26 protein-coding genes and 1 riboswitch are annotated in these 24499 nt (G+C 58.2%); of the genes, 17 read left to right on the forward strand and 9 right to left on the reverse strand.

All coding sequences use genetic code 11. The annotated features are described in order from the left end of the window. The first annotated feature begins 250 nt into the window (after window positions 1-250). Window positions 251-2158 (forward strand): molecular chaperone DnaK, encoded by a 1908-nt coding sequence (gene dnaK / locus HY2_RS07810; RefSeq protein WP_034826388.1) that lies wholly within the window; start codon window positions 251-253, stop codon window positions 2156-2158. Window positions 2159-2231: 73 nt separating this feature from the next. On the opposite strand, the gene pip is transcribed toward dnaK, so the two are convergent. Together pip and HY2_RS07820 are read right to left on the reverse strand one after the other, a co-directional pair. Further along, window positions 2232-3188: a prolyl aminopeptidase gene (gene pip, locus HY2_RS07815; protein WP_034826391.1), complete on the reverse strand. Its 957-nt coding sequence runs from the start codon at window positions 3186-3188 to the stop codon at window positions 2232-2234. A 71-nt stretch (window positions 3189-3259) separates the two neighbouring features. Then, window positions 3260-4252: an NADPH:quinone oxidoreductase family protein gene (locus HY2_RS07820; RefSeq protein ID WP_034826393.1), complete on the reverse strand. Its 993-nt coding sequence runs from the start codon at window positions 4250-4252 to the stop codon at window positions 3260-3262. Between the two features lie 96 nt (window positions 4253-4348). On the opposite strand from HY2_RS07820, the gene HY2_RS07825 reads away from it, so the two are divergent. The 3 genes from HY2_RS07825 to HY2_RS07835 are packed head-to-tail and all read left to right on the forward strand — an operon-like array spanning window position 4349 to window position 6074. Then, window positions 4349-5230 carry an isoaspartyl peptidase/L-asparaginase family protein gene (locus HY2_RS07825; protein WP_034826395.1) on the forward strand — a complete coding sequence of 294 codons (882 nt, stop codon included), beginning with the start codon at window positions 4349-4351 and terminating at the stop codon, window positions 5228-5230. Further along, a complete protein-coding gene (locus HY2_RS07830) occupies window positions 5227-5550 on the forward strand; it encodes a hypothetical protein (RefSeq protein ID WP_034826397.1) in 324 nt (107 codons plus the stop codon). Before HY2_RS07825 ends, HY2_RS07830 begins: the two co-directional genes overlap by 4 nt. Continuing rightward, the gene (locus tag HY2_RS07835) at window positions 5550-6074 is read left to right on the forward strand and encodes an RNA methyltransferase (RefSeq protein WP_034826399.1); all 525 of its coding nucleotides are present in this window, start codon (window positions 5550-5552) and stop codon (window positions 6072-6074) included. The genes HY2_RS07830 and HY2_RS07835 overlap by 1 nt, the downstream gene beginning before the upstream one ends. 10 nt (window positions 6075-6084) lie before the next feature. Here HY2_RS07835 and HY2_RS16775 read toward each other — a convergent pair whose 3' ends face one another. Together HY2_RS16775 and HY2_RS07845 are read right to left on the reverse strand one after the other, a co-directional pair. Further along, window positions 6085-6750 (reverse strand): ChrR family anti-sigma-E factor, encoded by a 666-nt coding sequence (locus HY2_RS16775; protein ID WP_051594840.1) that lies wholly within the window; start codon window positions 6748-6750, stop codon window positions 6085-6087. A gap of 24 nt (window positions 6751-6774) precedes the next feature. After that, a complete protein-coding gene (locus HY2_RS07845; RefSeq protein WP_034826400.1) occupies window positions 6775-7305 on the reverse strand; it encodes a sigma-70 family RNA polymerase sigma factor in 531 nt (176 codons plus the stop codon). Window positions 7306-7543: 238 nt separating this feature from the next. Between HY2_RS07845 and HY2_RS07850 the strand changes: the two genes are divergently transcribed. Both HY2_RS07850 and HY2_RS07855 read left to right on the forward strand, forming a co-directional pair. Continuing rightward, window positions 7544-8053, forward strand: coding sequence for an invasion associated locus B family protein (locus HY2_RS07850; RefSeq protein WP_233346199.1), 510 nt, complete (start codon window positions 7544-7546; stop codon window positions 8051-8053). An 18-nt stretch (window positions 8054-8071) separates the two neighbouring features. Beyond that, window positions 8072-8728 carry a DJ-1/PfpI family protein gene (locus tag HY2_RS07855; RefSeq protein WP_034826402.1) on the forward strand — a complete coding sequence of 219 codons (657 nt, stop codon included), beginning with the start codon at window positions 8072-8074 and terminating at the stop codon, window positions 8726-8728. Here the strand turns inward: HY2_RS07855 and HY2_RS07860 are convergent. After that, window positions 8725-9375 (reverse strand): YiaD family glycine zipper/OmpA-like lipoprotein, encoded by a 651-nt coding sequence (locus tag HY2_RS07860; protein WP_034826404.1) that lies wholly within the window; start codon window positions 9373-9375, stop codon window positions 8725-8727. The two genes, HY2_RS07855 and HY2_RS07860, sit on opposite strands and share 4 nt — an antisense overlap. A 174-nt stretch (window positions 9376-9549) precedes the next feature. On the opposite strand from HY2_RS07860, the gene rlmN reads away from it, so the two are divergent. The 6 genes from rlmN (at window position 9550) to HY2_RS07890 (ending at window position 15460) form a co-directional block, all read left to right on the forward strand. Further along, window positions 9550-10710: a dual-specificity RNA methyltransferase RlmN gene (gene rlmN / locus HY2_RS07865; protein ID WP_034826406.1), complete on the forward strand. Its 1161-nt coding sequence runs from the start codon at window positions 9550-9552 to the stop codon at window positions 10708-10710. Window positions 10711-11025: 315 nt separating this feature from the next. Next, window positions 11026-13005: a spermidine synthase gene (locus tag HY2_RS07870; protein ID WP_146617180.1), complete on the forward strand. Its 1980-nt coding sequence runs from the start codon at window positions 11026-11028 to the stop codon at window positions 13003-13005. Window positions 13006-13128: 123 nt separating this feature from the next. After that, window positions 13129-13830 carry a phosphodiester glycosidase family protein gene (locus tag HY2_RS07875; RefSeq protein WP_206741011.1) on the forward strand — a complete coding sequence of 234 codons (702 nt, stop codon included), beginning with the start codon at window positions 13129-13131 and terminating at the stop codon, window positions 13828-13830. 109 nt (window positions 13831-13939) lie between these two features. Further along, window positions 13940-14296 carry an ArsC/Spx/MgsR family protein gene (locus HY2_RS07880; protein ID WP_034826408.1) on the forward strand — a complete coding sequence of 119 codons (357 nt, stop codon included), beginning with the start codon at window positions 13940-13942 and terminating at the stop codon, window positions 14294-14296. Next, entirely contained in the window at window positions 14293-14655 is a 363-nt protein-coding gene (locus HY2_RS07885; protein WP_034826409.1) for an MmcQ/YjbR family DNA-binding protein, read from the forward strand. The genes HY2_RS07880 and HY2_RS07885 overlap by 4 nt, the downstream gene beginning before the upstream one ends. Before the next feature lie 88 nt (window positions 14656-14743). Continuing rightward, entirely contained in the window at window positions 14744-15460 is a 717-nt protein-coding gene (locus HY2_RS07890; RefSeq protein ID WP_034826410.1) for a hypothetical protein, read from the forward strand. Window positions 15461-15463: 3 nt separating this feature from the next. Here HY2_RS07890 and HY2_RS07895 read toward each other — a convergent pair whose 3' ends face one another. Beyond that, the gene (locus HY2_RS07895; RefSeq protein WP_034826411.1) at window positions 15464-15895 is read right to left on the reverse strand and encodes a winged helix-turn-helix transcriptional regulator; all 432 of its coding nucleotides are present in this window, start codon (window positions 15893-15895) and stop codon (window positions 15464-15466) included. A 104-nt stretch (window positions 15896-15999) separates the two neighbouring features. Between HY2_RS07895 and HY2_RS07900 the strand changes: the two genes are divergently transcribed. Beyond that, window positions 16000-16758, forward strand: a complete 759-nt coding sequence (locus HY2_RS07900; protein WP_034826413.1) for an SDR family oxidoreductase — start codon at window positions 16000-16002, stop codon at window positions 16756-16758. A 19-nt stretch (window positions 16759-16777) separates the two neighbouring features. Here the strand turns inward: HY2_RS07900 and HY2_RS07905 are convergent, their stop codons facing one another. The 3 genes from HY2_RS07905 to budC form a co-directional block, all read right to left on the reverse strand. Then, complete coding sequence (locus HY2_RS07905) at window positions 16778-17584, reverse strand: hypothetical protein (RefSeq protein ID WP_051594842.1); 807 nt, start codon at window positions 17582-17584, stop codon at window positions 16778-16780. Window positions 17585-17686: 102 nt separating this feature from the next. Next, window positions 17687-18655: an acyl-CoA thioester hydrolase/BAAT C-terminal domain-containing protein gene (locus HY2_RS07910; protein ID WP_034826414.1), complete on the reverse strand. Its 969-nt coding sequence runs from the start codon at window positions 18653-18655 to the stop codon at window positions 17687-17689. 87 nt (window positions 18656-18742) lie between these two features. Then, entirely contained in the window at window positions 18743-19495 is a 753-nt protein-coding gene (budC, locus tag HY2_RS07915) for a meso-2,3-butanediol dehydrogenase (RefSeq protein ID WP_034826416.1), read from the reverse strand. A 153-nt stretch (window positions 19496-19648) separates the two neighbouring features. Between budC and HY2_RS07920 the strand changes: the two genes are divergently transcribed. From HY2_RS07920 to HY2_RS07935, 4 genes are all read left to right on the forward strand, one after another. Beyond that, complete coding sequence (locus tag HY2_RS07920) at window positions 19649-20617, forward strand: hypothetical protein (RefSeq protein WP_034826417.1); 969 nt, start codon at window positions 19649-19651, stop codon at window positions 20615-20617. A 50-nt stretch (window positions 20618-20667) separates the two neighbouring features. Beyond that, a riboswitch (TPP riboswitch) is annotated at window positions 20668-20777 on the forward strand. Window positions 20778-20843: 66 nt separating this feature from the next. Continuing rightward, a complete protein-coding gene (thiC, locus tag HY2_RS07925; protein WP_034826419.1) occupies window positions 20844-22739 on the forward strand; it encodes a phosphomethylpyrimidine synthase ThiC in 1896 nt (631 codons plus the stop codon). Then, entirely contained in the window at window positions 22736-23344 is a 609-nt protein-coding gene (locus HY2_RS07930; RefSeq protein WP_051594843.1) for a nuclear transport factor 2 family protein, read from the forward strand. The genes thiC and HY2_RS07930 overlap by 4 nt, the downstream gene beginning before the upstream one ends. A gap of 39 nt (window positions 23345-23383) precedes the next feature. Continuing rightward, a complete protein-coding gene (locus HY2_RS07935; protein ID WP_034826421.1) occupies window positions 23384-24379 on the forward strand; it encodes a PIN domain-containing protein in 996 nt (331 codons plus the stop codon). The last annotated feature ends 120 nt before the right edge of the window (window positions 24380-24499 follow it).

The raw sequence follows: 24499 nt of genomic DNA on the forward strand, positions 1-24499 counted from the left end.
AGTTTCAGGTGGCGCTATAGAGGCTGACTATCGCAAGCGTAATGCTGATCCTTCGCAGCTACGTAGTATTCCCCCCTTGAGACCGGCCAAAGCCTTCCCATATCGCTAGACGAACCGACGAACGGAATGAAACTCCCAACTCGTCGCCTCATTTTGAACCTTGGAAAGAGCCACTGGCTGTCCGGGGCTGCTGAGCAGACCGCAACAGAAAAAACAGCCCGTGGCGGCTTGAAGAAAAGAGAGACGCAACATGAGCAAGATTATTGGTATTGACCTTGGCACAACGAACTCCTGTGTCGCCGTCATGGAAGGCGGGCAGGCCAAGGTAATTGAAAACGCAGAAGGCCAGCGCACGACCCCGTCCGTTGTCGCCTTCACAGAAGGCGGCGAACGTCTGATCGGCATGCCGGCCCGTCGCCAGGCTGTCACGAACCCGGACTTCACCTTCTACGCCATCAAGCGCCTGATCGGCCGTCAGTTTGACGACCCGACCGCGCAGAAGGACAAGGAAATTTCCCCGTTCGAAATCGTCAAAGGCCCGGCAGGCGATGCCTGGGTGAAAGGCCGCGACAAGGATTACGCGCCGCAGGAGATCTCTGCCTTCATCCTCACCAAGATGAAGGAAACGGCTGAGGCCTATCTTGGCAATGAAGTGACGCAAGCCGTCATCACCGTTCCGGCCTACTTCAACGACGCCCAGCGCCAGGCCACGAAAGACGCAGGCAAGATTGCCGGCCTTGAAGTGCTCCGCATCATCAACGAGCCGACGGCGGCCGCCTTGGCCTATGGCCTCGACAAGGGCGACCAGTCCAAGACCATTGCGGTCTATGACCTTGGTGGAGGCACATTTGACGTCTCCCTGCTGGAGATCGGCGACGGCGTGTTCGAAGTGCTGTCCACGAATGGCGACACATTCCTTGGCGGTGAAGACTTTGACCTTCGCATTGTCGACTTCCTTGCAGAAGAATTCAAAAAGGATCAGGGCATCGACCTGAAGACAGACAAGCTGGCCCTACAGCGCCTGAAGGAAGAAGCCGAGAAGGCCAAGAAAGAGCTGTCATCCGCATCGCAATACGAAGTGAACCTGCCCTTCATCACGGCTGACGCGACCGGCCCGAAACACCTCAACATCAAGCTGACCCGCGCAAAGTTCGAAAGCCTTGTCGAAGACCTTGTCAAGCGCACGATCGAGCCGTGCAAGAAAGCCCTGAAAGATGCCGGCAAGTCCGCATCCGACATTGATGAAGTCGTGCTCGTCGGGGGTATGACACGTATGCCGGCCGTGCAGGAAGCCGTGAAGAAATTCTTCGGCCGCGAGCCGCATAAGGGTGTGAACCCGGATGAAGTGGTTGCCATCGGTGCGGCCATTCAGGGCGGCGTTCTGCAGGGTGACGTCAAAGACGTTGTCCTTCTTGACGTGACGCCGCTGTCCCTCGGCATCGAGACGCTCGGCGGCGTGTTCACACGCCTGATCGACCGCAACACGACGATCCCGACCAAGAAGTCCCAGGTCTTCTCAACCGCTGACGATAACCAGCCGGCTGTGACGATCAAGGTCTTCCAGGGCGAACGCGAAATGGCTGTCGACAACAAGATGCTCGGCCAGTTCAACCTTGAAGGCATTCCGCCGGCCCCGCGAGGTGTACCGCAGATCGAAGTAACCTTCGACATCGACGCCAACGGCATCGTCTCCGTGTCCGCCAAGGACAAGGCCACCGGTAAGGAACAGGTCATCACCATCCAGGCAGATGGCGGCCTCTCCGAGGATGACATCAAGAACATGATGGCAGACGCCGAAGCCAATGCCGGCGCCGACAAGGCTCGCCGCGAAATGGTCGAAGCCAAGAACCATGCCGAAGCTCTGGTCCACCAGACCGAGAAGCAGCTGGAAGAACATGGCGACAAGGTGTCAGGTGACGTCAAAGGCGAAATCGAAAAAGCCATTGCCGAGCTGAAGGAAGCCCGCGAGGGCGATAACCTCGCCGACATTCAGGCCAAGCATCAGGCCCTGATGTCTGCCGCCATGAAGCTCGGCGAGGCGATCTATGCCAGCCAGCAGGAAGAAACGGCCCATGCCGATGCCGCCTCTGACGCTGCAGCTGATGGCGACGATGTGGTCGATGCAGACTTCGAGGAAGTCGACGGCGACAAGAAATAATCGGCCTGAGGCCACTCCAAAAACAAAACCCGCCGGATCGCTCCGGCGGGTTTTTTCAGACCTACGCATCGCGTCAGTCTTTCCCGGCATATTTGTCTGTTGCGCGGATCAATTGGTCAAGGATGCCGGGTTCGGAATAGGCATGACCTGCGCCTTCGATCGGATAGAATTCCGATTTCGGCCAGGCCTTGTGCAATGCCCAAGCCTGTCGCATCGGGCACGGCATGTCGTAGCGGCCATGCACAATAGTGCCGGGAGTGTCCTTCAGCTTGTGCGCATCACGCAGCAGCTGACCTTCATCAAACCAGCCGCCATTGATGAAATAATGACTCTCAATCCGCGCGAAGGCGAGCGCAAACTCCGCCTCATGAAACTGGTCCGAGGTTGAGGGCTCTGGCAGCAAGGTGATGGTCTCCCCTTCCCACACACTCCAGGTTTTCGCGCAGCGCAGCTGTTCCTCACGGTCATCGCCCGTCAGTCGCTTGTGATAGGCGCTCAGCAGATCACCCCGCTCATCTTCCGGGATCGGCGCAATGAAGGCCTCATACTTCTCAGGAAACATCTCCGAGACACCGGACTGGTAAAACCAGTCCATCTCCGGCTTGGTGAGCAGGTAAATACCGCGCAGCACGATCTCGCTGACGCGGTCTGGGTGCGTCTCAGCATAGGCGAGCGCCAGTGTGGACCCCCATGAGCCGCCAAAAATTTGCCATGTCTCCACTCCAATCATCTCGCGCAGGCGCTCAATATCAGCAACGAGATGCCAGGTCGTATTATTGTCGAGGCTGGCAAAGGGCGTTGAGCGTCCGCAGCCGCGCTGGTCGAAGAGGATGACATCGTAGAGCGCAGGATCGAACAAGCGTCGGTGGCTGCGCGAACATCCGCCGCCGGGCCCGCCATGCAGGAACACCGCAGGCTTTGCGCCTTTTGTACCACATCGTTCCCAGTACACCTTATGGCCATCGCCGGTGTCGAGGAAGCCTGTCTCGAAGGGTTCAATTTCGGGGTAAAGCGTGCGCAGATCAGTCATATGGTCTCTCCGGGGTGCTGGTCGTGTCTACTGCAGACCGCCAGCCCCCGGAAAGGCCATCCATTCATGACCTAGTCGATGACCACGACAACCTTGCCTTGCGCCTTGCGGTCCATGAGTTCGCGGATCGCATCGGCAGACTTGTCCAGCTTATAGGTGTTGGAAACGTGCGGCCGCACCTTGCCTTCGCTGTACAGTTTGAACAGGTCCGCAACATTCTTCTTGTGCGCTTCCGGATCGCGCGCCACGGCGGCCCCCCAGAACACGCCGCGAATGTCACAGCTTTTCAGCAGGGTCAGGTTCAGCGGCAATTTCGGAATACCGGCCGGGAAGCCGATCACCAGGAAACGGCCTTCCCAGTTCATCGCGCGCACGGCAGGCTCTGCATAGGCACCGCCGACGGCATCATAGATGATATCTACGCCGCCACCGGAGATTTCCTTTATATCATTCGAAAAGCCCTTCTGGCCGTCGCGGTCCAGTTCGCGCGCATAGACAAGACCCTTGTCCGCGCCCTTGGACAGGCAGAAATCGACTTTTTCCTGTGTGGAACAGGCCGCGATCACTTCCAGGCCCATTGCCTTGCCCAGCTCAACCGCAGCAATGCCGACACCGCCAGCCGCGCCCAGCACGAGCAGCTTTTCGCCCGGCTTCGGATCGGCCCGATCCTTTAGAGCGTAATAGCTGGTGCCATAGGTCATCATGAAGGCCGCCGCCTCTTCGAACGGCATGTCATCCGGAATGGGCATGACGGAATGCTGGGCCGCGACGGCATATTCCGCCATGCCACCCGTTCCGATTGAGGCCAGCACCCGGTCCCCCGGCTTCACATGGCTGACGCCTTCGCCAACTTCCTTGACTAATCCGGCGATCTCGCCGCCCGGAGAGAACGGACGCGGCGGTTTGAACTGATAGAGATCCTGAATCATCAGGGAATCCGGAAAATTGACGCCGCACGCCTTCACTTCCACCAGAACCTGGCCTTTGCCGCATTCCGGAATGGGCGCATCTTCAATGACCAGGGCTTCCGGGCCACCAACTTCCTTTGAGAGCACAGCTTTCATGCCTGCAACTTCCTTCCCGACTTGTTGTTTATGCCAGCAGACGGTAGCGGTGTGGCCACGAAATGTCCAAGCCTGACGTAGCGGAGTAACGCTGAAATGTCGAAGAAATGGGCCCTTGCCCTCCATGGCGGCGCCGGGCCGATCCCCGGTCAGGATTATTCCCTTCAGGAAGCCCATCTGGCGACCCTGCTGCGCAACGGCATGGAGCGTCTTCATGGCGGAGAGCCGGCCCTTGATGTGGTCGAAATGATGGTGCGCGGCCTGGAGGAATCCGGGCTGTATCTGGCGGGCAAGGGCGCAAGCCCCAACACGCTGGGGGAGTATGAACTGGACGCGGCGATCATGGATGGCCGCAACCGTACGGCAGGTGCCGTCGGCGCGCTTCAGGGCTATCGCAACCCGATCAGCTGCGCCCGCCGTGTCATGGAGCACACACCTAACGTCCTGCTGGTCGCAGATGGCGCGCGCCACCTGCTGAAGGATAGCGGCCTTGATATCATCGAAGATCCCGCCAGCTATTATGAGCCGATCGACGAGATGACGACGCAGGACATGCTGAACCAGCCTAACCCGCCGGGCACAGTGGGCGCCGTTGCGCTGGATATCTATGGCGACCTGTCTGCCGCCACCTCTACAGCCGGCATCAGTGGCAAGACGCCGGGACGCCTCGGCGACACCCCCCTGCCCGGCGCCGGCACCTGGGCAGATGAACGCTGCGCAGTTTCGTGCACAGGTCTCGGTGAGTTTTTCATTCGCGCCAATGCCGCCGCCGATGTCTCCGCACGCATCCGCTATAGTGGCGCCAATCTTGAAGCCGCCGTACAGGGTGCCCTGAATGATGTCAGCCATCTTGGCGGATCAGGCGGTATGATCGCCATTTCCGCTGAGGGCGAAATCACAGCCCTCTGGAACTCTTCCGGTTTGAAGCGCGCCATGGCAGACTCCTCAGGACGTTTCGAAGTAGGGACCTTCCTGTGACCGCCATTGTGCTCTTCATTCTGCTTGGCCTCACCTGCTTTGCGCTGTTGCTGGCCCTACAGATGCGCTGGCTGATTTCCACGGCACTGCGACGCGGACTGGCCGACAAATTCGGCGGACAGTATACGGATCTCAAATATCGGCAGGGCGTTGCGGATGCAGGCCGACTGGTAGAGCATACCGAAGTCGCAACCTATCTGAACCAGACCTACCCCCAGCAGCTTTCGCATATGCGGCTGGCGCGGAAAGTGTCTGTCTTCTCCCTGCCCATAATCATCACCTTGCTGGTGATATTGAGGTTTGGACTGGAGGCATTCTGATGCGTGGATATTTTGCAATCGGCTCGGAGCGGATCTCCAAGCCGATGAATCTTGGCGCGCTGATGCGCACGGCAAATGCCTTTGGCGCGAGCTTTGTGTTCTCGATCAATGCGGAGCATCGCCTGCGCGCAGCCTATCAGGCCGACACATCAAAGACTGCCGGACAGGTGCCCTATTATCAGTGGGACAATGTCGACGAAATGCAGTTACCCCGCGGCTGCCAGATGGTCGGCGTCGAACTGACCGATGACGCCGTCATGCTGCCAACCTTCCGGCACCCTCCGCAGGCGGCCTATATTCTTGGCCCAGAAAAGGGCGATCTCTCTCCCGACATCATCGCCAAGTGCGATCATGTCGTGAAGATCCCGACCAAGTTCTGCATCAATGTCAGCTTGGCTGGCGCGCTGGTGATGTATGATCGCCATCTCTCCATGGGCGGCTATGCGACGCGGCCGATCATGCCCGGCGGAACGACCGGTGACGGCAAAAGAACGGATTATGTGCCCGGCCGGGACCGCACCTGAGGTGAGCCGACTACTTCCCTAGCAGCCTTTGCACGAGCCCCATCACACCCGTAAACCGCAGGCCTGAATCCCGCACGGCCAACGCATAGCAGATGCCATCAGCATCCCCTACCGGCTGGTGAGTATCTTCAGGGCCGTTGATCGCCATATCTCCGGGGCCGTAAGAGCCGGTCTCGTCGGTAAACCCTCCGGATACAACCAATGTGAATTCCTGCCCACCGTGCGTGTGCCTTGGCACTCTGGCGCCGGGTTGAATACGGTAGAGTTCCACCTCCAGCGCGCTGCCCACATCCAGGCCAAGCCGCCTTATCCCAGAGGCCAGGTTTTGCCATCCCATGTCACCATAGGCCATCAATGCAGGCTCCCGCAGCGGCTCCGGCAGTTCGGATAGCTCCGGCTCCTCGGGCAACCGCAATGCAGCGTCAGGCGCACTTGCTGCAGCTTCCATTTCATCAATCATGGCCAAGGCCCGCGCCCCGGAATTGGCTGACATGGCGGCAGGCTGATCACGCTCCAGCATCAGGCCGGACACTGTCTCGCCAACAGCCATGGCCTGCCGCACCTGGGGCCGCAGCATACTCTGCGTTTCCAGCATCAACGCGAAAGCCGGGTCTAGCCGTCCTGCCGCGTAGGCAGAATAGAGCTCACCGAAAGCAGATGCGGGGGATGTCGGCATCAGATCCTTCCTCGTCTTGTCAGTCTATGCATCGGCAGTATCCTCATCCAGCACACCGCGCAGCCTGTCGAAGGCGCGCCGTATGCGTGATTTTACCGTACCAAGTGGCAAATTGTAGGCTTCGGCAATTTCGGAATGCGACAGGCCATCATAAAAGGCAGCCTGCAGCAGTTGCAATTGATCTGGCGGCAGCTTTGCCAGTTCCTCCCGGACAGTCTGTTCGATCTGCACGCGGTTGATCGTGTCTTCCGGTTTCTCAATCTCCGGCGGGCGCAGCAGCGGCTCTTCGGCGTCCAGCTCCGGCCGGGTTACGCGCCTCAGCCGGTCAATCCGGCGGTTGCGCGCCACACGGAAGATCCAGGTAGAGACAGAGGCCAGGTTGCGATCATACTGTTCGGCCTTGCGCCAGACTGTCACCATCACATCCTGCGCTAGGTCTTCTGCCTCAATATCATTGGCCCCAAGCCGCAGCATGTAGCTCTTCAGGCGCGGGGCATAGAAATTGAACAGCTCGGAGAACGACTCCCGGCACTTGCTGCCAGCAATCCGCGCCATGCAGTCTGCATGATACTCCCTGACAGCCGGAGAGATGGTACCTGTTGCACTATCGTTCACAAAAGGTCCCTTAAATTACCTCTCAAACAGTATCAGGTGGCCTGCCCGCGAAGGCAACCTTGAACACATAAACCCATTGTGAACAGGTGTATAAGCTGCCTGTCGTAGTTTGGCCTTAACTCTGTTCCAACTATCATTCGGGAAAGCTCCGGACTAAGGGAACGTAATGGACATGCACATGCCGAAGATAAGCCGCAAAACGCTGATTGGTCTTGCTGTAACAGCTGCCCTTGCTGCACCTCTGGCCTCTGCCAGCCCGACGGCGATTGGCCGCTACAAGGACTGGTCTGTCTTCACCGATACCACCAATGGCGAAACCATCTGCTACGCCGCCACCCCGGCAACAGACAAAGCCCCGCGCGCGGCGGATCATGGCGAAGTCTGGTTCTATGTGACCAATTGGAAATCCGGCCGCGCCCGCAACCAGCCGAGCCTCAAAGTGGGCTATGAGCTGCGCGAGGATCTCGCCCCCAAGGCCAGCGTTGGCCGCTCCACCTGGGCAATGTTCGGCGTCGGCCGCGAAGCCTTTGCCGATGATTCAGACGATTCCCGCATCGTTTCTGCGCTGCGCAAGGGGTCAGAACTGCGGGTAGAGGCCGTATCCGCGCGCAATACACAAGTCGCCTATCATTTCTCTCTCAGCGGGTCCGCAGCGGCGATCGACAAGGCCGCCGCCATGTGCCGTTAAACTCTTCACGAGGTCACTATGAAGATCGGTTTTGTCCTGTTTCCGAATGTCACTCAACTGGACTTTACCGGTCCGCTTCAAGTACTGAGCCGCATGCCGGATGCTGAGACGCATATCTTGGCAAAAACAGCCGAACCCGTGCCGAGTGATTGCGGCCTGTCCTTGGTTCCCACAGGCATATTTGCGGATGCCACCGCCCTGGATATGCTCGTCGTGCCCGGCGGCTTTGGCGTGGTGCCTGCCATCCAAGATGAGGAAACGCTGACCTATGTGCGGGATGCCGGCACAAAGGCGGAATACGTTACCTCTGTCTGTACCGGCGCATTCCTGCTCGGCGCGGCAGGCCTGCTACAAGGCAAGCAGGCGACGACGCATTGGGCCTATCACCACTTGCTGCCCCTGGTCGGGGCGACACCTGTTCAGGCGCGCTGCGTCAGGGACGGACAAACATATACCGGCGGTGGGGTTACCGCCGGTATCGATATCGCGTTCCAAATTTTCAAGGACGTCTCAGGTCAGGCCACAGCTGAATCTGTACAGCTTGCCCTGGAATATGATCCCGCACCGCCTGTAGGAACAGGCCATCCATCCACAGCGGGGGAGAAACTCCTCACCGCCATGAACAAACGTTATGCCGACCCGGTCGAGCAGGTGCGGGCAGCCATTACAGCCTAGTAGTTATTGCCGCCGTCTGTGACAGGCGTCAGGATGATCTCCACGCGGCGGTTGGCTGCGCGGCCTGCGGCAGTGGAGTTGTCTGCGATCGGCTGGGTCTCGCCCATCCCGACAGCTGCCAAACGCACAGGCGTAACGCCTTGGTTCACCAAATAGGTGCGCACGGATTCCGCCCGGCGCTGTGACAGCTGCATATTGTAGTCATCGGGGCCGTCAGCGCTTGCATGGCCAACAATATCAACAGCAGTAGACGGGTAGTCGACCAGCGTCTGGGCCACTTCGTTCAGCGGGCCGTAGAAGTTCGGCTGAATCGTCGCGCTATCTACAGAGAAAGTGATGTTTGACGGCATTGTCAGCGCGATCTGGTCACCCTGACGCTCAACGCCAATACCCGTACCGGCGGTTTGCTGGCGAAGACGACGCTCTTGCTCATCCATGTATTTGCCAACGCCTGCACCTGCAATGGCGCCTACAGCGGCACCAATGGCCGCGTTGCGTTTGTCATCGCCACCTGCCAGCGTGCCAGCACCCGCGCCAAGGATAGCGCCGACACCTGCTCCGGTCATGACGCGTTGGCTCGGGCCGGTTTCACAGGCCGGAAGGGCAATAAGAGGAAGCGCAAGCAGCGCATAGGAAAGGCGTTTCATGTCATCAGCTCCTTTGACAAAGGACAGCCCAGTATTGGGCGCGCGATAATAACGCGCAGCCGTTATTTCCGTTCCAGCAATGGCAAAAGAAAGGCAGCCGGATTAACTCACCGTAACCCATGCCTGCAGACGGTAATTCCTTGAAAGCCTTCTACATGTTATAGGCGCGGCAATATGAAAATCGAACTTGATCTTTCCCGGCGCGCTGATGCGACGCCTGCGCAGGCCCGCTCTCTTGCCGGAATGTCCCTCCCTGCCCTGAAAGCGGAAATGGAGGCACTCGGCCTTGAGCCCAAGAAAGCCGGTATGCGCGCCAAGCAGCTGCGCCGCTGGATTCACCATTTCGGTGTGCAGGATTTCTCCGGCATGACGGATGTCGCCAAGGAATTACGGGCCCGTCTGGAGGAGACTTTCATCCTCACCCGCCCGGAAATTGCCGACCATCAGGTAAGCCGCGATGGCACACAGAAATGGTTGACCCGTTTTGGCCCCGGCATTGAAGGCGAAAGCGTTTTCATTCCCGATGTCGGCAAGGCTGGCGCACTGTGCGTGTCTAGCCAGGTGGGCTGCACGCTGAACTGCACCTTCTGCCATACCGGCACGCAAAAGCTCGTCCGCAATCTGACGGCACAGGAAATCGTCGCGCAGGTTCTGATCGCGCGTGACGGCCTTGGCGAATGGCCAACCTCGACCGAGAACCGCAAGCTGACAAACATCGTCTTCATGGGCATGGGCGAGCCGCTCTACAATCTGGACAATGTGGCCGAGGCGATCGACACGATTTCCGACGGAGACGGCATAGCCATCGGCCGCCGACGGATCACGGTCTCCACTGCGGGCGTCGCCCCGAAGATTCCCGAACTCGGGCACCGCACCAATGCCGCGCTCGCCATCTCGCTGCACGCGACCAATGATGATCTGCGCAACGAGATCGTGCCGATCAATCGCAAATACGATCTGCAAATGCTGTTCGAGGCAATCCGCGCCTATCCGGATCTTGGCAATTCAAAGCGCGTGACGTTCGAGTACGTGATGCTGAAGGGCATCAATGACTCCCTCGCTGAAGCGCGAGATCTTGTCCGCCTGCTGAAAGGTGTGCCGTCCAAGATCAATCTGATCCCGTTCAATCCATGGCCGGGCAGTCCGTATGAATGCTCCGACTGGGCAACGATTGAATCCTTCGCCGAAGTGCTGAACCGGGCGGGCTATGCCTCCCCCATCCGCACACCCCGCGGCCGGGACATCCTGGCCGCCTGCGGACAATTGCGCTCTGAAAGCGTCAAGAAATCCGCTGCCGAAAAACGCCGCGAAGCTCTCTCCGCAGGAACGGAATAAATGCTGATCCGGCAGCACAAAACGGCTTTTCATGACAGGCTTGAAGGCTCTAGGCCACAGGGCGTTGTGGGTTAACAAAGCGCTTCCCCACGTCAGCACATTCCCTCAATCTGCTGACACCTGCTTAAGGATGACCTGTCACTATTCGGCTCGTTGCGCGAACGAAGCAGGATGGGGCACATGGATACTATACAAGGCGCCGGAAAAGTCCGCCCCCAGCACTTTCAAAAAAGTTGGGCAGATGCTCTACCGTGGACCATAACGGTCTTCTTTTCCGCTGCCCTGATTTTTCTGGTCCAGCCCATGTACGCCAAGATGGCAACACCTCTGCTAGGCGGTGCGCCATCGGTGTGGAATGTATCGCTTGTGTGCTTCCAGGCGGCACTTCTCGGGGGCTATGCATATGCCCACCTGCTCGCTCATCTCAGGTCCATACGCCTTCAGGTCATCATTCATGGCGTCCTGCTCTGTCTCGCCGCACTCGCCCTTCCCCTGTCGATATCCGGCATGTTCGGCTCGCCGGATTCAGAGCATCCGATCCTCTGGTTGACGGCGACATTCCTGGTCTCAATCGCGCCCCCATTCGCTATCCTTTCAGCGACGGCACCTCTCACTCAATACTGGTATTCCAAGTCTGGTCAGCCTGACGCGCGTGACCCCTACCATCTGTATTCTGCGTCGAATGCAGGCTCCCTGCTTGGCCTTCTCGTCTACCCCATTGTGATGGAACCCTTTACCACTCTCGGTACCCAGACCCTGCTGTGGAGCGGCGGGTATGGCATGGTCGCTTTTCTCCTAATCGCGTGCGGCCTTATGGTGATTTTCCAAGAAAAAGCAGACCTTGCTCCGGCTTCGCAGGAAGCATCCCTGCCGAAAAAAGTCAGCTGGCGAGAAAAGGCTTATTGGCTGGTCCTATCGGCCGTTCCTTCCGGCCTTCTGCTTGGCGCCACGTCGCATATATCCACGGATATTGCGTCCGCCCCCTTCCTGTGGGCACCTCCCCTTATCGCATATATCTCAACCTTCATTATCGTTTTTGCCCGCAAGCCATTGATCAACCCTAAGGCGGCGGAGAAATATCTGCTCCTTGTCATAGCTGCCGCGCTTCTGTCGCTTAACCTGCCAATCCATACCCCCATCGTGGCATTGGTCGGTATCGCACTTCATGTTGGGGCGCTGTTCATGGCCGCTTTGTGCCTGCACGGCACCCTGGTTGCGCGCAGACCAGAAGTAAGTGGACTGACGGAATTTTATCTATTCATGTCTCTGGGCGGAGTACTTGGTGCAGCTTTCGTTGCCCTCGTCGCACCGGTAATTTTCAACGATATTTATGAATACCCGCTGCTTCTCGGGCTTGCCCTTCTCCTCACTCCCAGATTTTCCCAAACCAGGCATGGGTCGCTTTTCAATCGGAAATCCGCCCCCATACTCGCCCTGATTGTTATCGCCATCCTTGCCGCAGCCGGGTTCACAACATTCAGGCAGAGCCAGTCTGCCAACATTACAAAGCGTGGCTTCTTCGGCGTAGTCAGCACTTACATGGAAAATACAGACAGGCCGATAATGTATCTGCGCCATGGCAGCACCGTGCATGGGGCTCAGTTGAAAGACGAAGTCGACCGCCCAACTCCCATCACCTATTATCACGAAGCCGGTCCGATTGGTCAGGCATTTCATCTGATGTCACAACGCGCAACACATATCGGCGTAGTGGGGCTGGGGGCCGGAAGCGTTGCATGCCATGCCCAGCCGTCTCAACAGTTCACCTATTATGAAATCGATCCCCTTGTTGTCGATATTGCAACGAACCCGGACTATTTCACATACCTGTCCACATGTACGCCGGATGCGGACATCCATTTGGGTGATGCCCGTATTACATTGACCAGCGCTCCCCCACAGGGATATGATCTTCTACTGCTGGACGCTTTCTCATCAGATGCCATCCCCGTTCACCTTCTCACACGTGAAGCCATGCAACTTTACTTGTCGCGCCTGTCAGATAACGGCGTCATGGTTTTCCATATCTCCAATCGATATGTAGACCTTGTGCCGGTTCTGGCCCGTGTCGGTGCCGCAGAAAACGCCGTCATGATGTGGCAATCCTATAGCCCAAGCGAAAGTGAAGCCGCTGCCTATGCGAACCTTACGAAAGCCATGGTCTTCGCTAAATCGGAAGCTGCCCTGGGCCCTTTCCTGGCAGATGAACGGTGGAAGCCAATAGAGGCTGATGACAAGCGCCCTTGGACCGATGATTACTCAAACCTCATTGGCGCGCTCATCGACAAACATTGATTTTTTACCTCATTACCCGGCTGGCCCGGCAACCCAGGAAGCGCTAGATTCGGCACGATGCATATTCGGTGTATCTGCTTCTTGCTTCTACTAACCATCACCCCTGCCTGTGCCCGCGCACAGATGACCGAGCCGTGCGCGGCTGTCACCCACCTAGATCAGCCTTATACGGTCTGCAGCTTTGATGCGGGCAGCGACATCCGCCTGTGGCACACCAATCCAGAGGGAGACCTGTTCGGCCAGTTCGACACGCTGGCCTCTCAGCTTGCTGGGTCCGGCCAGACACTCATCTTCGCGATGAATGGCGGGATGTATCATGAAGACCGCCGCCCTGTCGGTCTATATGTCGAGGACGGCAAGCAGACTGCACCTCTGGTCACGCGTGAGGGCCCGGGCAATTTCGGCATGCTGCCAAATGGCGTTTTCTGGATCGATGAGGAGGGCCAGCCACGCGTCACGGAAAGCCTCGCCTATCAGACGCTCGCGCCGCCGGCACGCTTCGCCACCCAGTCCGGCCCGATGCTGGTCATTGATGGCGCGCTGCACCCCCGCTTCAATGAAGACGGTCCCAGCCGCAAGCGCCGCAACGGTGTCGGCGTCAGCGCCGATGGCAAGACCGTGTACTTCGCAATCAGCGACGGCTCGGTAAACTTCCACAGCTTCGCCACCCTGTTCCGGGATCAGCTCGGCACGCCAAACGCACTTTATCTGGATGGCTATGTGTCAAAGCTCTACGCGCCGCATCTGGGACGCAATGAGACCGGCCTCAACATGGGGCCCATTGTCGGGGTTACTGTTCCCCAGAAGCAGCATGATACCCGATGAAGAGCATCTGAAAGGGTTCGGTCTGATCACGATTTCCTCTGGCCTGGTTGCTATCATGATGGGGGCTATCTAGCTTTTAAGATCTGACAACACGAAAAGGACACGCCGTATGTCTGCTGGACCGCTCACACTTTATGGCCTGAAAAATTGCGACACTTGCAAGAAAGCGCTGAACGCGCTGGATGCGGCAGACCGGGAAACCGCTTTCGTGGATATACGCGAAGAGGCTGATCTTCAGCGGCTCGTTCCCGCCTGGCTTAAGTCAGTTGGTGCCGAGAAGCTGGTCAACAAGCGCTCCACCACATGGCGCAATCTGTCAGAGGACGAGAAATCAGCTGCGCTCGGCCCGGATGCCAAAAGTGTACTGATCGCTAACCCAACACTTATCAAGCGCCCGGTGATTGATACCGGATCAGAAATTCTGGTCGGCTGGGACAGCGGCAGCCAACAGGCCCTCCAGGCATGACATTGAAGGAATACAATACCTATTGTGGCTCCCTTCCCCATGCCACGCATGTCGTGCAATGGGGGGAGTCCCATGTGTGGAAGATTGGCGGCAAGGTCTTCGCCATCGGAACGCCGAACGGCAAACAGCTTGCCGCCTGCACCTTCAAGGTCCGCCCGATCAGCTTTCACATCCTGAAGGAACAGCCCGGTTGCCAGGGCGCGCCATACCTTGCCTCCCGCGGCATGAAGTGGATCCAGCGCTTTTCGGATGAGACGCTCTCCGACAAGGATCTGAAAGATTATCTCGCCGAATCCTACCGCCTTGTTGGGGCGGGCCTCAGCAAGAAGGCACAACGCGAACTGGGCTTGCTCTCCTAAGCTGCATCCGGGGCATCGCGGGCAGACCTCCGGTCGCATTGACGCCACCGCCCGGCTATGGCGCATACGTCGGCAACTGGAGAGTCCTATGCAGAAGACACAACGCCATCTGACCATTTCCTCACGCTTCAACGGTCCGCCCGGAAGTGGCAATGGCGGGATCTCATCCGGCCTTGCCGCCAGCCTGATAGATGGTCCGGCCGAAGTTTTCCTGCGCGCCCCGCCGCCGCTGGATACTCCACTGGACGTGATCGCGCTGGACGATGGCAGTTTCGAAATCCGTCATGGGGACCAACTCGTCATGACAGTCCATCCGGCAGACCCGCTGGGTCCGCCGCCATCTGCGCCCTCCTTTGCCATCGCCGGCAAGGGCCACAAGAGCTTCCCGTCACGTGACACTCACGCCTTTCCCGATTGCTTTGTCTGCGGGCCAGACCGCACCGAAGATGGCCTCTGCCTCTTTACCGGTCATGCCGAAGGCTTTGACGGCGTCACGGACGTTTGGACACCCGCCGCCGACCTCGCCGATGAAAACGGCCTCGTCCGCCCGGAAATCATCTGGGGCGCGCTCGACTGCCCAGGTGCGTTTGCCGTCGGCTTTCAGGAGAACCCGATGGTGCTGGCCCGGATCGTCTGCCAGATTCATTCGCGACCAAAAGCTGGCGACACGTTGATCGTGGCCGGCTGGGGCCTCTACCATGATGGCCGCAAGCATGGCGCCATCACGGCCCTGTTCGACAAGGACGGCACCCTGCTCGCCCAATCAGACCAGCTGTGGATCGAATTGAAAAAGCCTGCCGCCTGAGGATTATTCCGCTTTGCGGGCATCAAAGGCCTGGCGTGAAGCTTCAATCTCATCCCGGTGGCGCTCAGCCCATATCCATACGCCACAAAAGGCGCGGCCAAGACTCTCTCCCAAGGCTGTGAGAGCGTACTCAACCTTGGGTGGGGCGACCGGATAGACGGTGCGGGTCACCAGCCCGTCCCGTTCCATGAAGCGTAATGTCTGAGTCAGCATTTTCTGGCTGATCCCGTCTATTTCCCGACCGATCTCGGAAAATCGCATGACACCATGCTCATGCAAGGCTTCCAGGACCAACATGGTCCACTTGTCGGCCACACGGCCAATAATTTCGGTTACCAGAGCTTCAATTACGGGATCGGTATCCTCTGGCGGCGCGCGGTCCAGATAGTCTTCTGCTTGAGAAATATCTTCCACCTTGAAGCTGGTAATCGCCATAAAGCTCCATACTCTCTTTTTGGTTAGTATAATTCTTTTTGGTGCCTTCTTTATTTTAGAAAGCATACTGCCATCTGATGGGCAAGCAGCAAAGGAAAGCTCCCATGAAGACCAGCGGAAACACATATCTCATCACCGGCGGCGGCTCCGGAATTGGCCGTGAACTCGCGCGGGAATTCCACGCCCTTGGCAATACGGTCATCGTCGCAGGGCGCACGGCCTCCAGCCTTGAGGAAACCATTGACGGCCGCGACGGCATGCATGCCCGCACGCTGGATGTGCAGGACGCTGCAGACATCAGTCGCTTTGCAAAAGCACTGATTGAGGATTTCCCGTCCCTCAACGTGCTGTTCAACAATGCGGGCATGATGGCGAAGGAAGACTGGCTGACCGATCCGGTAGACCTCACCGTGGCGGAAGACACGATGGCGACCAATGTCCTTGGCCCGATGCGCCTGACAGCTGCCTTGCTGCCGCATTTGCGCGCTCAGCCTGTGGCACGGCTGGTCAACGTCACATCCGGCCTCGCCTTCGTTCCGCTCGCCCACACGCCCGCCTATAGCGCGTCCAAGGCTGCGATCCATGCCTGGACGCAATCGCTACGCTACCAGTTGCAGGATACGAATGTAGAAGTTATCGAACTCGCCCCGCCGGGCGTGCGCACCTCCCTCACGCCCGGCCAGTCGACACGCGAAAGCTATATGCCACTGGAAGACTTCATCGCCGAAACCATGGAGAGTTTCCAAATTGAGAACACGCCGGACGAAGTCATTATCCAGAGAGCCAAAATGCTGCGTGCAGCTGAGGCAAACGGCCAGCATGCGGAAGTGTTCCAGATGCTGAACAACAATTACGAAGGGTGAGGCCCATTCCCCCGCTAGCCTAACGGGCGCGGCGGGGGTTCATGTAAAGGTCGCGCTCATGCGTATCCAGCTGACGCTTGGCGCGGCCTCTCAAGACCTGTTCCAATTGCCGGGACACATGGCCCCTCGCCTCGCGGTTATAACGCAGCATGGTGCAGAACAGCTGCAATACCGTTTCCAGCTTGGCATAGGAATGATCCGCCGCCAGTTTTACGTTCCATGATCCGCCCAGATTGATGATGCGATGATCCAGCACGCCAATCTTCCGTCCACGGTCATCATAAAGAATATAGTCTGCGCCGATGGCAAACACTTTGCGGCGCAAGCGATAGAAACGCGGGCCTTTGGATGTCTCAATGAAGAAGGAGAATTTCTCCGGGAATAAAGGCCATTTCTGTGCAGAGCGTTCCAGCTGAACCAATTGGTCATGGCGCGCAATGTTCACCGAATAGGCGCAGACCGGCACGCCCTTGGCGCCAACGCTCAGTTGCAATGACCGCCCCATCAACATGTCCAGAGACCCGCGCCAATTCATGGAATCAGAGAACAGCTTGATCACCAACCGGCGCTTCATCCCCTTCTCATCTTTCCACAATTCCTTGCGATAGCCGATCAAGCCTGTGCGCTCCCCGTCATCCTTTATCTGACCAATGATCTCCATATCCTTGGTGAACTGGTCGGATTTGGCCTCATGCTGGGTGTGCTTCAGAATGCCGATTTCGGCAGTGTTGAGATCTGTCAGCCAGAGGTCCACCTTGAAGCGCCGCCATTTGGTCGGCTTGGCTGCAGATCTGTCCGTCGTGGCAAGTGTGGCGTCGAAGGCCATGGGCGGGGCTCCCGTCCTGGTGTTTCGGTTACCCCTTGCATGGCCCAATCCCGTCGCCAGAAGGTTAACGGAACTGTATCACCTGTTAATCAAGGCAGCGCCTTATAATGCCTCATCCAGGAAATCGAGAATGCGCGGCCAACTTTTTACCTGAGAGTCGTAATTGGCCTGAGTTGTGCCGCCATATTCTGATGCCTCATCGACGTCGGGCGCGTCACCCGGCATACCTCCGGCAAAATGGCCCGCCTTGGCATACATCAGGATGCTCACATCCTTATTGCCAGCTTCATTCGCACGCGCCTTGATCTGCTGAGACATCTCGCAGGACGGCCACAGCGTATCCATAAAGCCGCAAATCAACAGCATCGGCGCGTCAGTCTTTTCTACGGCAATCACCGCCTCCGGATGATCGTCCCTGGCGGCCAGCCCGTTTGCATACAGGGAATAAAGGCCAAGCTCAGCATCCCATTCCCCGTAGGGCAGCGCCGGATAGGGTGCCCCGCCCAGAGACCAGGACGATTCCGGCGGGCGTCCGTCAAAGGCCCAGTTGATCCCCTGCCAGGATACGCTGGACGGAACCACAGCGACAATTGCCTCGATTTCCGGATGACGGGAGGCAACAATCAGCGCGGCCTCTGCACCTTTGGACGTGCCATAAATACCGATCTTGTCAGCCCGAACTTCCTCGCGCTGCTTCAGCCAGTCGAGCGCACGGTCAAACGTCTCCAGCGGAACCATTTCCAGATTCTCATTCTGGCCCGGTCCGCGATAATATGAGACCTGAAGCACATGATAGCCTTCATCGCGCAGAGCCATGGCATCGCGCCGCGCGCCCTCGCCAAGCCCGCCCTCTGAGCCGCCAAGCAATAGAATGGCCGGGGCCGGCTCAATCGTCATGGCAGGAAAATAATCTGCATACAGCTCATCTGAGCGCAGCTCGATATCCTCCCGCACCAGTTCCAACACCGGCTCACTCTCAGAAATGGCCGGAACATGCTGTGCGCAGGCCGTCACCATACCTGCCATGGCAAGCATCGAAAGGCCCTGCAGGGCGCGGTAGAATAGTGTCATGCTTCAGGCTCCCTGATAAATCCGGGCGCATTTTCCCTCATTTTCCATCCTCGTCCAAGCCCAGAAGGTGCAAGAGCATCCTCAGGACTATTGAGGCTGGCCATTCGAGGCGGACAAGCCGCCATCCACAGGCAGAATCACACCGGTGACAAAGCGGGCATCGGGACTGGCCAGAAAGGCGATCACATCCGCCACATCCTCCGGCTCGCCCGGGCGGCGCATGGGAATGCGCTTCATGAATTCTTCCATCTTCTCATCATTCTCGAAAATACCGCCCGCCATATCCGTGCGCGTCAGGCTGGGCGCAACCGCATTCACACGCACGCCCTTCTTCGCCAGGTCCAGCGCCATGCCCTGCGTCATCAGGCTAACCCCGCCCTTTGACGTATTATACCCGAACATGCCCCAATCCCCACCCAGTCCGGACACGGAAGATACATTGACGATGCTGCCGCTGCGGTCTTCCAGATAGGGCAGCGCGGCGGTCACCGTATTGAAGATGCCGCCGACATTAATGTCCTGCATGGACTGGAAGTCTTCCCGCGACAGCTTGCCCGGCGCTCCGGTGCGCGCAATGCCGGCATTGTTGACCAGCACGTCGATACCGCCAAACGTCGTGACCGTTCCAGTGACCAGCGCGTCGACATCTTCCGGATTGGACACATCGCCTGCAATCACGCTCACATGGTCGCCGCCAATATCGCGCGCCACCTCGTCCAGCTTTTCCTGTGTGCGGCCATTGAGGACGACATTGAATCCATCCCGGGCAAACCTTTTGGCCGTTGCCTCCCCTATTCCAGATCCTGCCCCTGTCACGATCACTGTTTTCCGGTCAGTCATGGCGCCGCTCCTTTGTTGCAAATCTACAAGAATGCAATGCGGCGGCGGGCGTCCTGTTCCGAGAGTACCTGCATACCCCCCAAGGGGGATTTCTTGATAGTCTGAATATGCAAGATAGGCGTGTCCCCGAATTGCCTGACAGGTGCCTCTCTCATGCGCAGACTTCTCATTCCGCTTTTTCTTCTAGCCGCGCCCTTCGCAGCAGAGGCCGCCCCGTTGCCCGCCACCTGCCCGGCAGATGCGGAACAGACCCTCTACGATATGGAAACCGCCATCCGCCAGGGCACACAAAAAGACCTCGCCCCCATTGTGGAGCTGGCAGAATGGGCCATTGAAACCTGTCCTGATCGGCCAGATGCGCAGGCCATCGCCTCCACGCTGGTGAGCGCCGTGATGGCCACGGCCACCACACCGGAACAGCTGGAGCGCTATATCACGCTGGCGCTGACCGCGATCCAGCAGAATGATTATGCCTGGAACACCAAACAAAAGCCCAGCGTGCTGAAACAGGCCGACGGCAGCCAGCAGAACTATTTCGGCTACAACGCCGCAACCACATCGCTGTTGCAATACGCCCTGCCCCAGATCATTCGGCTGGCCCAGGCAGGCCAGCTTCACCCGATCATGTCAGGCACGGTCTACCAGACCTGCCCCTATGCCGATCATGCGGACTTCCGCCTGCAGGAAGAAGCAAACTTCTGGGATCGCACCATCAAGGGACAATACGCACACCCGGCCTATGGCTGGATCGAGAACCGCCTCAATTCGCTCCATGCCGCCTGCCCCGCCCACAGGATGGAACTCGATTACTATCTTGCCCGCCTCTACGGGCAGGAAGTCGAACGCCTGACCAAGTGGAGCCACCATTATGACGAAAACGCCTATTCGGCTGTATATGCTTGGTACTGGCTCAACCCGGTCAAAGGGAGCGTCAACGAAAGCGAGATGGAAGATGCCAAAGCCGAACTTGACGCCATTGCCCGCCCCCTCGCCAAAAAAGCCCGCCCCCACATTGATGCACTGATGCACATGCCGCCTGACCATATCCGCATCTACAGTAACTGGCGGGACCAGGCCGATGAGTGGAACAAGGCCGTCAAGAGACTGGACGACGCCGATTAGCGCCTCTCTGGCACTATCCCTTCCCACCCGGCCTGTTTCACGCTAGAGGTGGGGCATCCGAGGGGCGCGTCTGGAAGCGCTGAGATGGAGCTGACCCGCTCCAGCACCCTTTGAACCTGATCCGGTTTGCGCCGGCGTAGGGACGGAACGACGGCATGGGCCCGCTACGGCCCCGATTCCCTCCTTGCTCCATGGGTGCAGACCTCAACGCTCGCGAGGATGCGCCATGAACAAGCCCGCCGACCAAAGCCAGTTCGAAACCCCGAAGGTCACGACCGGCCCCCTGCCCGCCAGCCGCAAGGTCTACTCTCACCCCTTGCCGGACCTCGCCGTTCCGCACCGCGAGATTGACCTGCACCCTTCCGCGAACGAGCCCGCCGTGCCCGTCTATGACACGTCCGGCCCCTATACAGACCCCTCCGTCACGATCGACGTGGAGCAGGGCCTCGCCCGCACCCGTCGCGAATGGATCCTGGAGCGCGGCGGCGTTGAGGAATATGAAGGCCGCGATGTGAAGCCCGAAGACAATGGCGGCGCGGAAGGCAAATATCTCGCCCGCGAATTCCCGGTAAAGCACCGCCCCCTGCGCGGCCTGCCGGGCAAGCCTGTCACGCAATATGAATTCGCCAGGGCCGGCATCATCACGAAAGAGATGGTCTATGTCGCGACCCGCGAAAACCTTGGCCGCCAGAAAGCTGTCGAAGGCGCCGCGACACGCATCGAACAAGGCGAGAGCTTCGGCGCGCACATCCCGGAATTCATCACGCCGGAATTCGTGCGCGACGAGATCGCCGCCGGACGCGCCATCATCCCGTCCAACATCAACCATGCCGAGTTGGAGCCGCAGATCATCGGCCGGAACTTCCTTGTGAAGATCAATGCCAATATCGGCAACTCCGCTGTGGCCTCCTCTGTGGAGGAAGAAGTCGACAAGATGGTGTGGGCGATCCGCTGGGGCGCCGACAACGTCATGGACCTGTCCACCGGCCGCAACATCCACAACACGCGCGAATGGATCATCCGCAACAGCCCGGTTCCGATCGGCACGGTGCCGATCTATCAGGCGCTGGAGAAAGTGAACGGCGTCGCTGAGGATCTCACCTGGGAAGTCTTCCGCGACACGCTGATCGAACAGGCAGAACAGGGCGTCGACTATTTCACCATCCATGCCGGCGTGCGCCTCGCCTATATCCACCTGACGGCAGACCGCGTCTGCGGCATTGTCAGCCGCGGTGGCTCGATCATGGCGAAATGGATGCTGGCCCACCACACGGAAAGCTTCCTCTACACGCATTTCGAAGAGATCTGCGACATCATGCGCAAGTATGACGTCTCGTTCAGCCTCGGCGACGGCCTGCGCCCCGGCGCGATTGCGGATGCGAACGATGCGGCGCAGTTTGCGGAGCTGGAAACGCTCGGCGAACTGACAAAGATCGCCTGGGCCAAGGGCTGTCAGGTGATGATCGAAGGGCCCGGCCATGTGCCGATGCACAAGATCAAGGTGAACATGGAGAAGCAACTGCGCGAATGCGGCGAGGCGCCCTTCTACACCCTCGGGCCGCTCACCACGGATATTGCGCCCGGCTATGACCACATCACCTCCGGCATCGGCGCGGCGATGATCGGCTGGTATGGCACCGCCATGCTCTGCTATGTGACGCCCAAGGAGCATCTGGGCCTGCCGGACCGGGACGATGTGAAGGTCGGCGTCGTCACCTACCGCCTCGCCGCCCACGCGGCAGACCTCGCCAAGGGCCACCCCGCCGCGCAGGTCCGCGACGACGCCCTCTCACGCGCCCGGTTCGAGTTCCGCTGGGAAGACCAGTTCAACCTGTCGCTGGACCCCGAAACCGCCCGCGACTTCCACGACCAGACGCTTCCCAAGGAAGCCCACAAGGTCGCCCATTTCTGCTCCATGTGCGGCCCGAAATTCTGCAGCATGAAGATCACCGCCGAAGTGCGGGAGTACGCAGCGGGCATGAGCGAGAACGAACGCCTGGACCTGGAGAAGCAGGCGGCGGAAGCGCGCAAAGGGATGGAAGAAAAGAGCCGCGAGTTTATGGATAAAGGCGGGGAAATTTATCTCTCGGAAAGCGGCGAAAAGCGTGAGGCGATTGATTGAGCCAGACCATAAAACAGTTTCGTTTGTCCGCCGCGCTTGCGGCCATCATCCTGTGCGCGGCGCCTGCCTTCGCGCAGGAAACGGAAGACCCTGCCCTGACGGCCCTGATCGCCGAAAAGGACGCCGCCATGTTCGCGGCGTTCAACACGTGTGACGGCGACACGGTCGGCGAGTATGTCGAGGAAGACCTTGAATTCTACCACGACAATGCGGGCCTCTCACGTGGCCGGACAAGCATTGTCGAGGCGGTGAAAAACAATGTCTGCAACAATTTCACCCGCCAGCTCTTGCCCGGCACGCTGGAAGTCTGGCCGGTGCCCGGCTATGGCGCGATTGAAACCGGCGTCCACACCTTCACCAATGTCGGCGCCACCGAGCCCCACGGCATCGGACGCTTCCTCCACATCTGGCACCAGGACGGCGACACCTGGCGCATCGCCCGCATTGTCAGCTACGACCACGGACCGTATACGCCCGAAGCCGCCAGCCCGTCAGAGGACGAACGCGCCGACCTCGAAGAACAAGCCGCCGCCGCTCGCGCCGGCATGGCCGAAAAGAGCAAGGAATTCATGGACAAGGGCGGAGAGATTTATGTGGAGGAGTAAGTCATTAGTTTACACTGAACATGAATCAAGAGGTCTAAAATGACCGTTCACGTATTTGTTGATACAAACATATTTCTCACTTTTTTTCACTATTCGCAAGAAGATCTAGATTCACTAAACAACGTGTTTGCTTCGCACGAGCATGGTGCCGCGACGGTATACTTAACGGAACAGGTTGTGAATGAGTTCCTTCGCAATAGAGAAGCCAAAATCGCAGATGCTCTCAAAAGATTTGAAGACAGCATATCCTCAATTCAGCTACCAGCATTCTTAAAAGGATACGCAGAGTTCAGCTCTTTGAAAAACACCTCCACAACGATGAAACAGTTGAAGAAGGCTGTCTTGGAAAAGGTCCAAGCAGATATCGCAGCATCCAGTTTACCGGCAGACTTGCTGATTAGCTCAATCATCAAGAACGCAGCAGTAATAAATATATCCGACGACGCCTATTCTGCTGCTAAAAAATCCGTTCAGCTGGGCAACCCACCCGGCAAGAATGGCAGTCTTGGAGATGCCGTCAACTGGCAGCTCCTTCTTTCCAAGGTGCCCGATGGTGAAGATATTCACATAATCAGCGAAGATGGAGACTACTTCTCCAAGCTTGACCTCCAAGCACCTCATCCGTTTCTGGCGGAGAAATGGAAAGAAGCAAAGAAATCTAATTTGCATGTATACAGATCAATATCAAAGTTCCTAAAAGTTCATTTTGATGGCACCGCTTTTTCTTTTGATAAAAACAAAGAAGAACTGATCGAAAAGTTGCGAAAGAGCGGATCCTTCGCAACCACACACTCCACAATTTCAAAACTCGAAGATTACTCGTATTTTTCCCTTCCAGAAGTCACCAAGTTGCTAGACGCAATCGTCAACAACCCGCAAGTCAACTGGATCTGGAGCGATGCGGACGTTTGGAACTTCTATAAACGAGTTACGCTGCCAAGAATCAACGAAATAACTCAAGATGACCATAAACAAATGCTGGAATTGATGTTCGTCGATAAGCCACAAATTGATTCTACTGAAAGCTTAATATAGTAAAGCGATGCTCCGCATCGCTGTAGGGCGCGTTGAGCGGAGCGATACCCACCGTTCGGGCTTGCGGCAGGCATTCTGTGGTGGGGATCGGCGTTGCCCGGGCGCGCCCACCCCCCCCCC

This window comes from Hyphomonas pacifica, assembly GCF_000682675.1.
GTDB classification, from domain to species: Bacteria; Pseudomonadota; Alphaproteobacteria; order Caulobacterales; family Hyphomonadaceae; genus Hyphomonas; species Hyphomonas pacifica.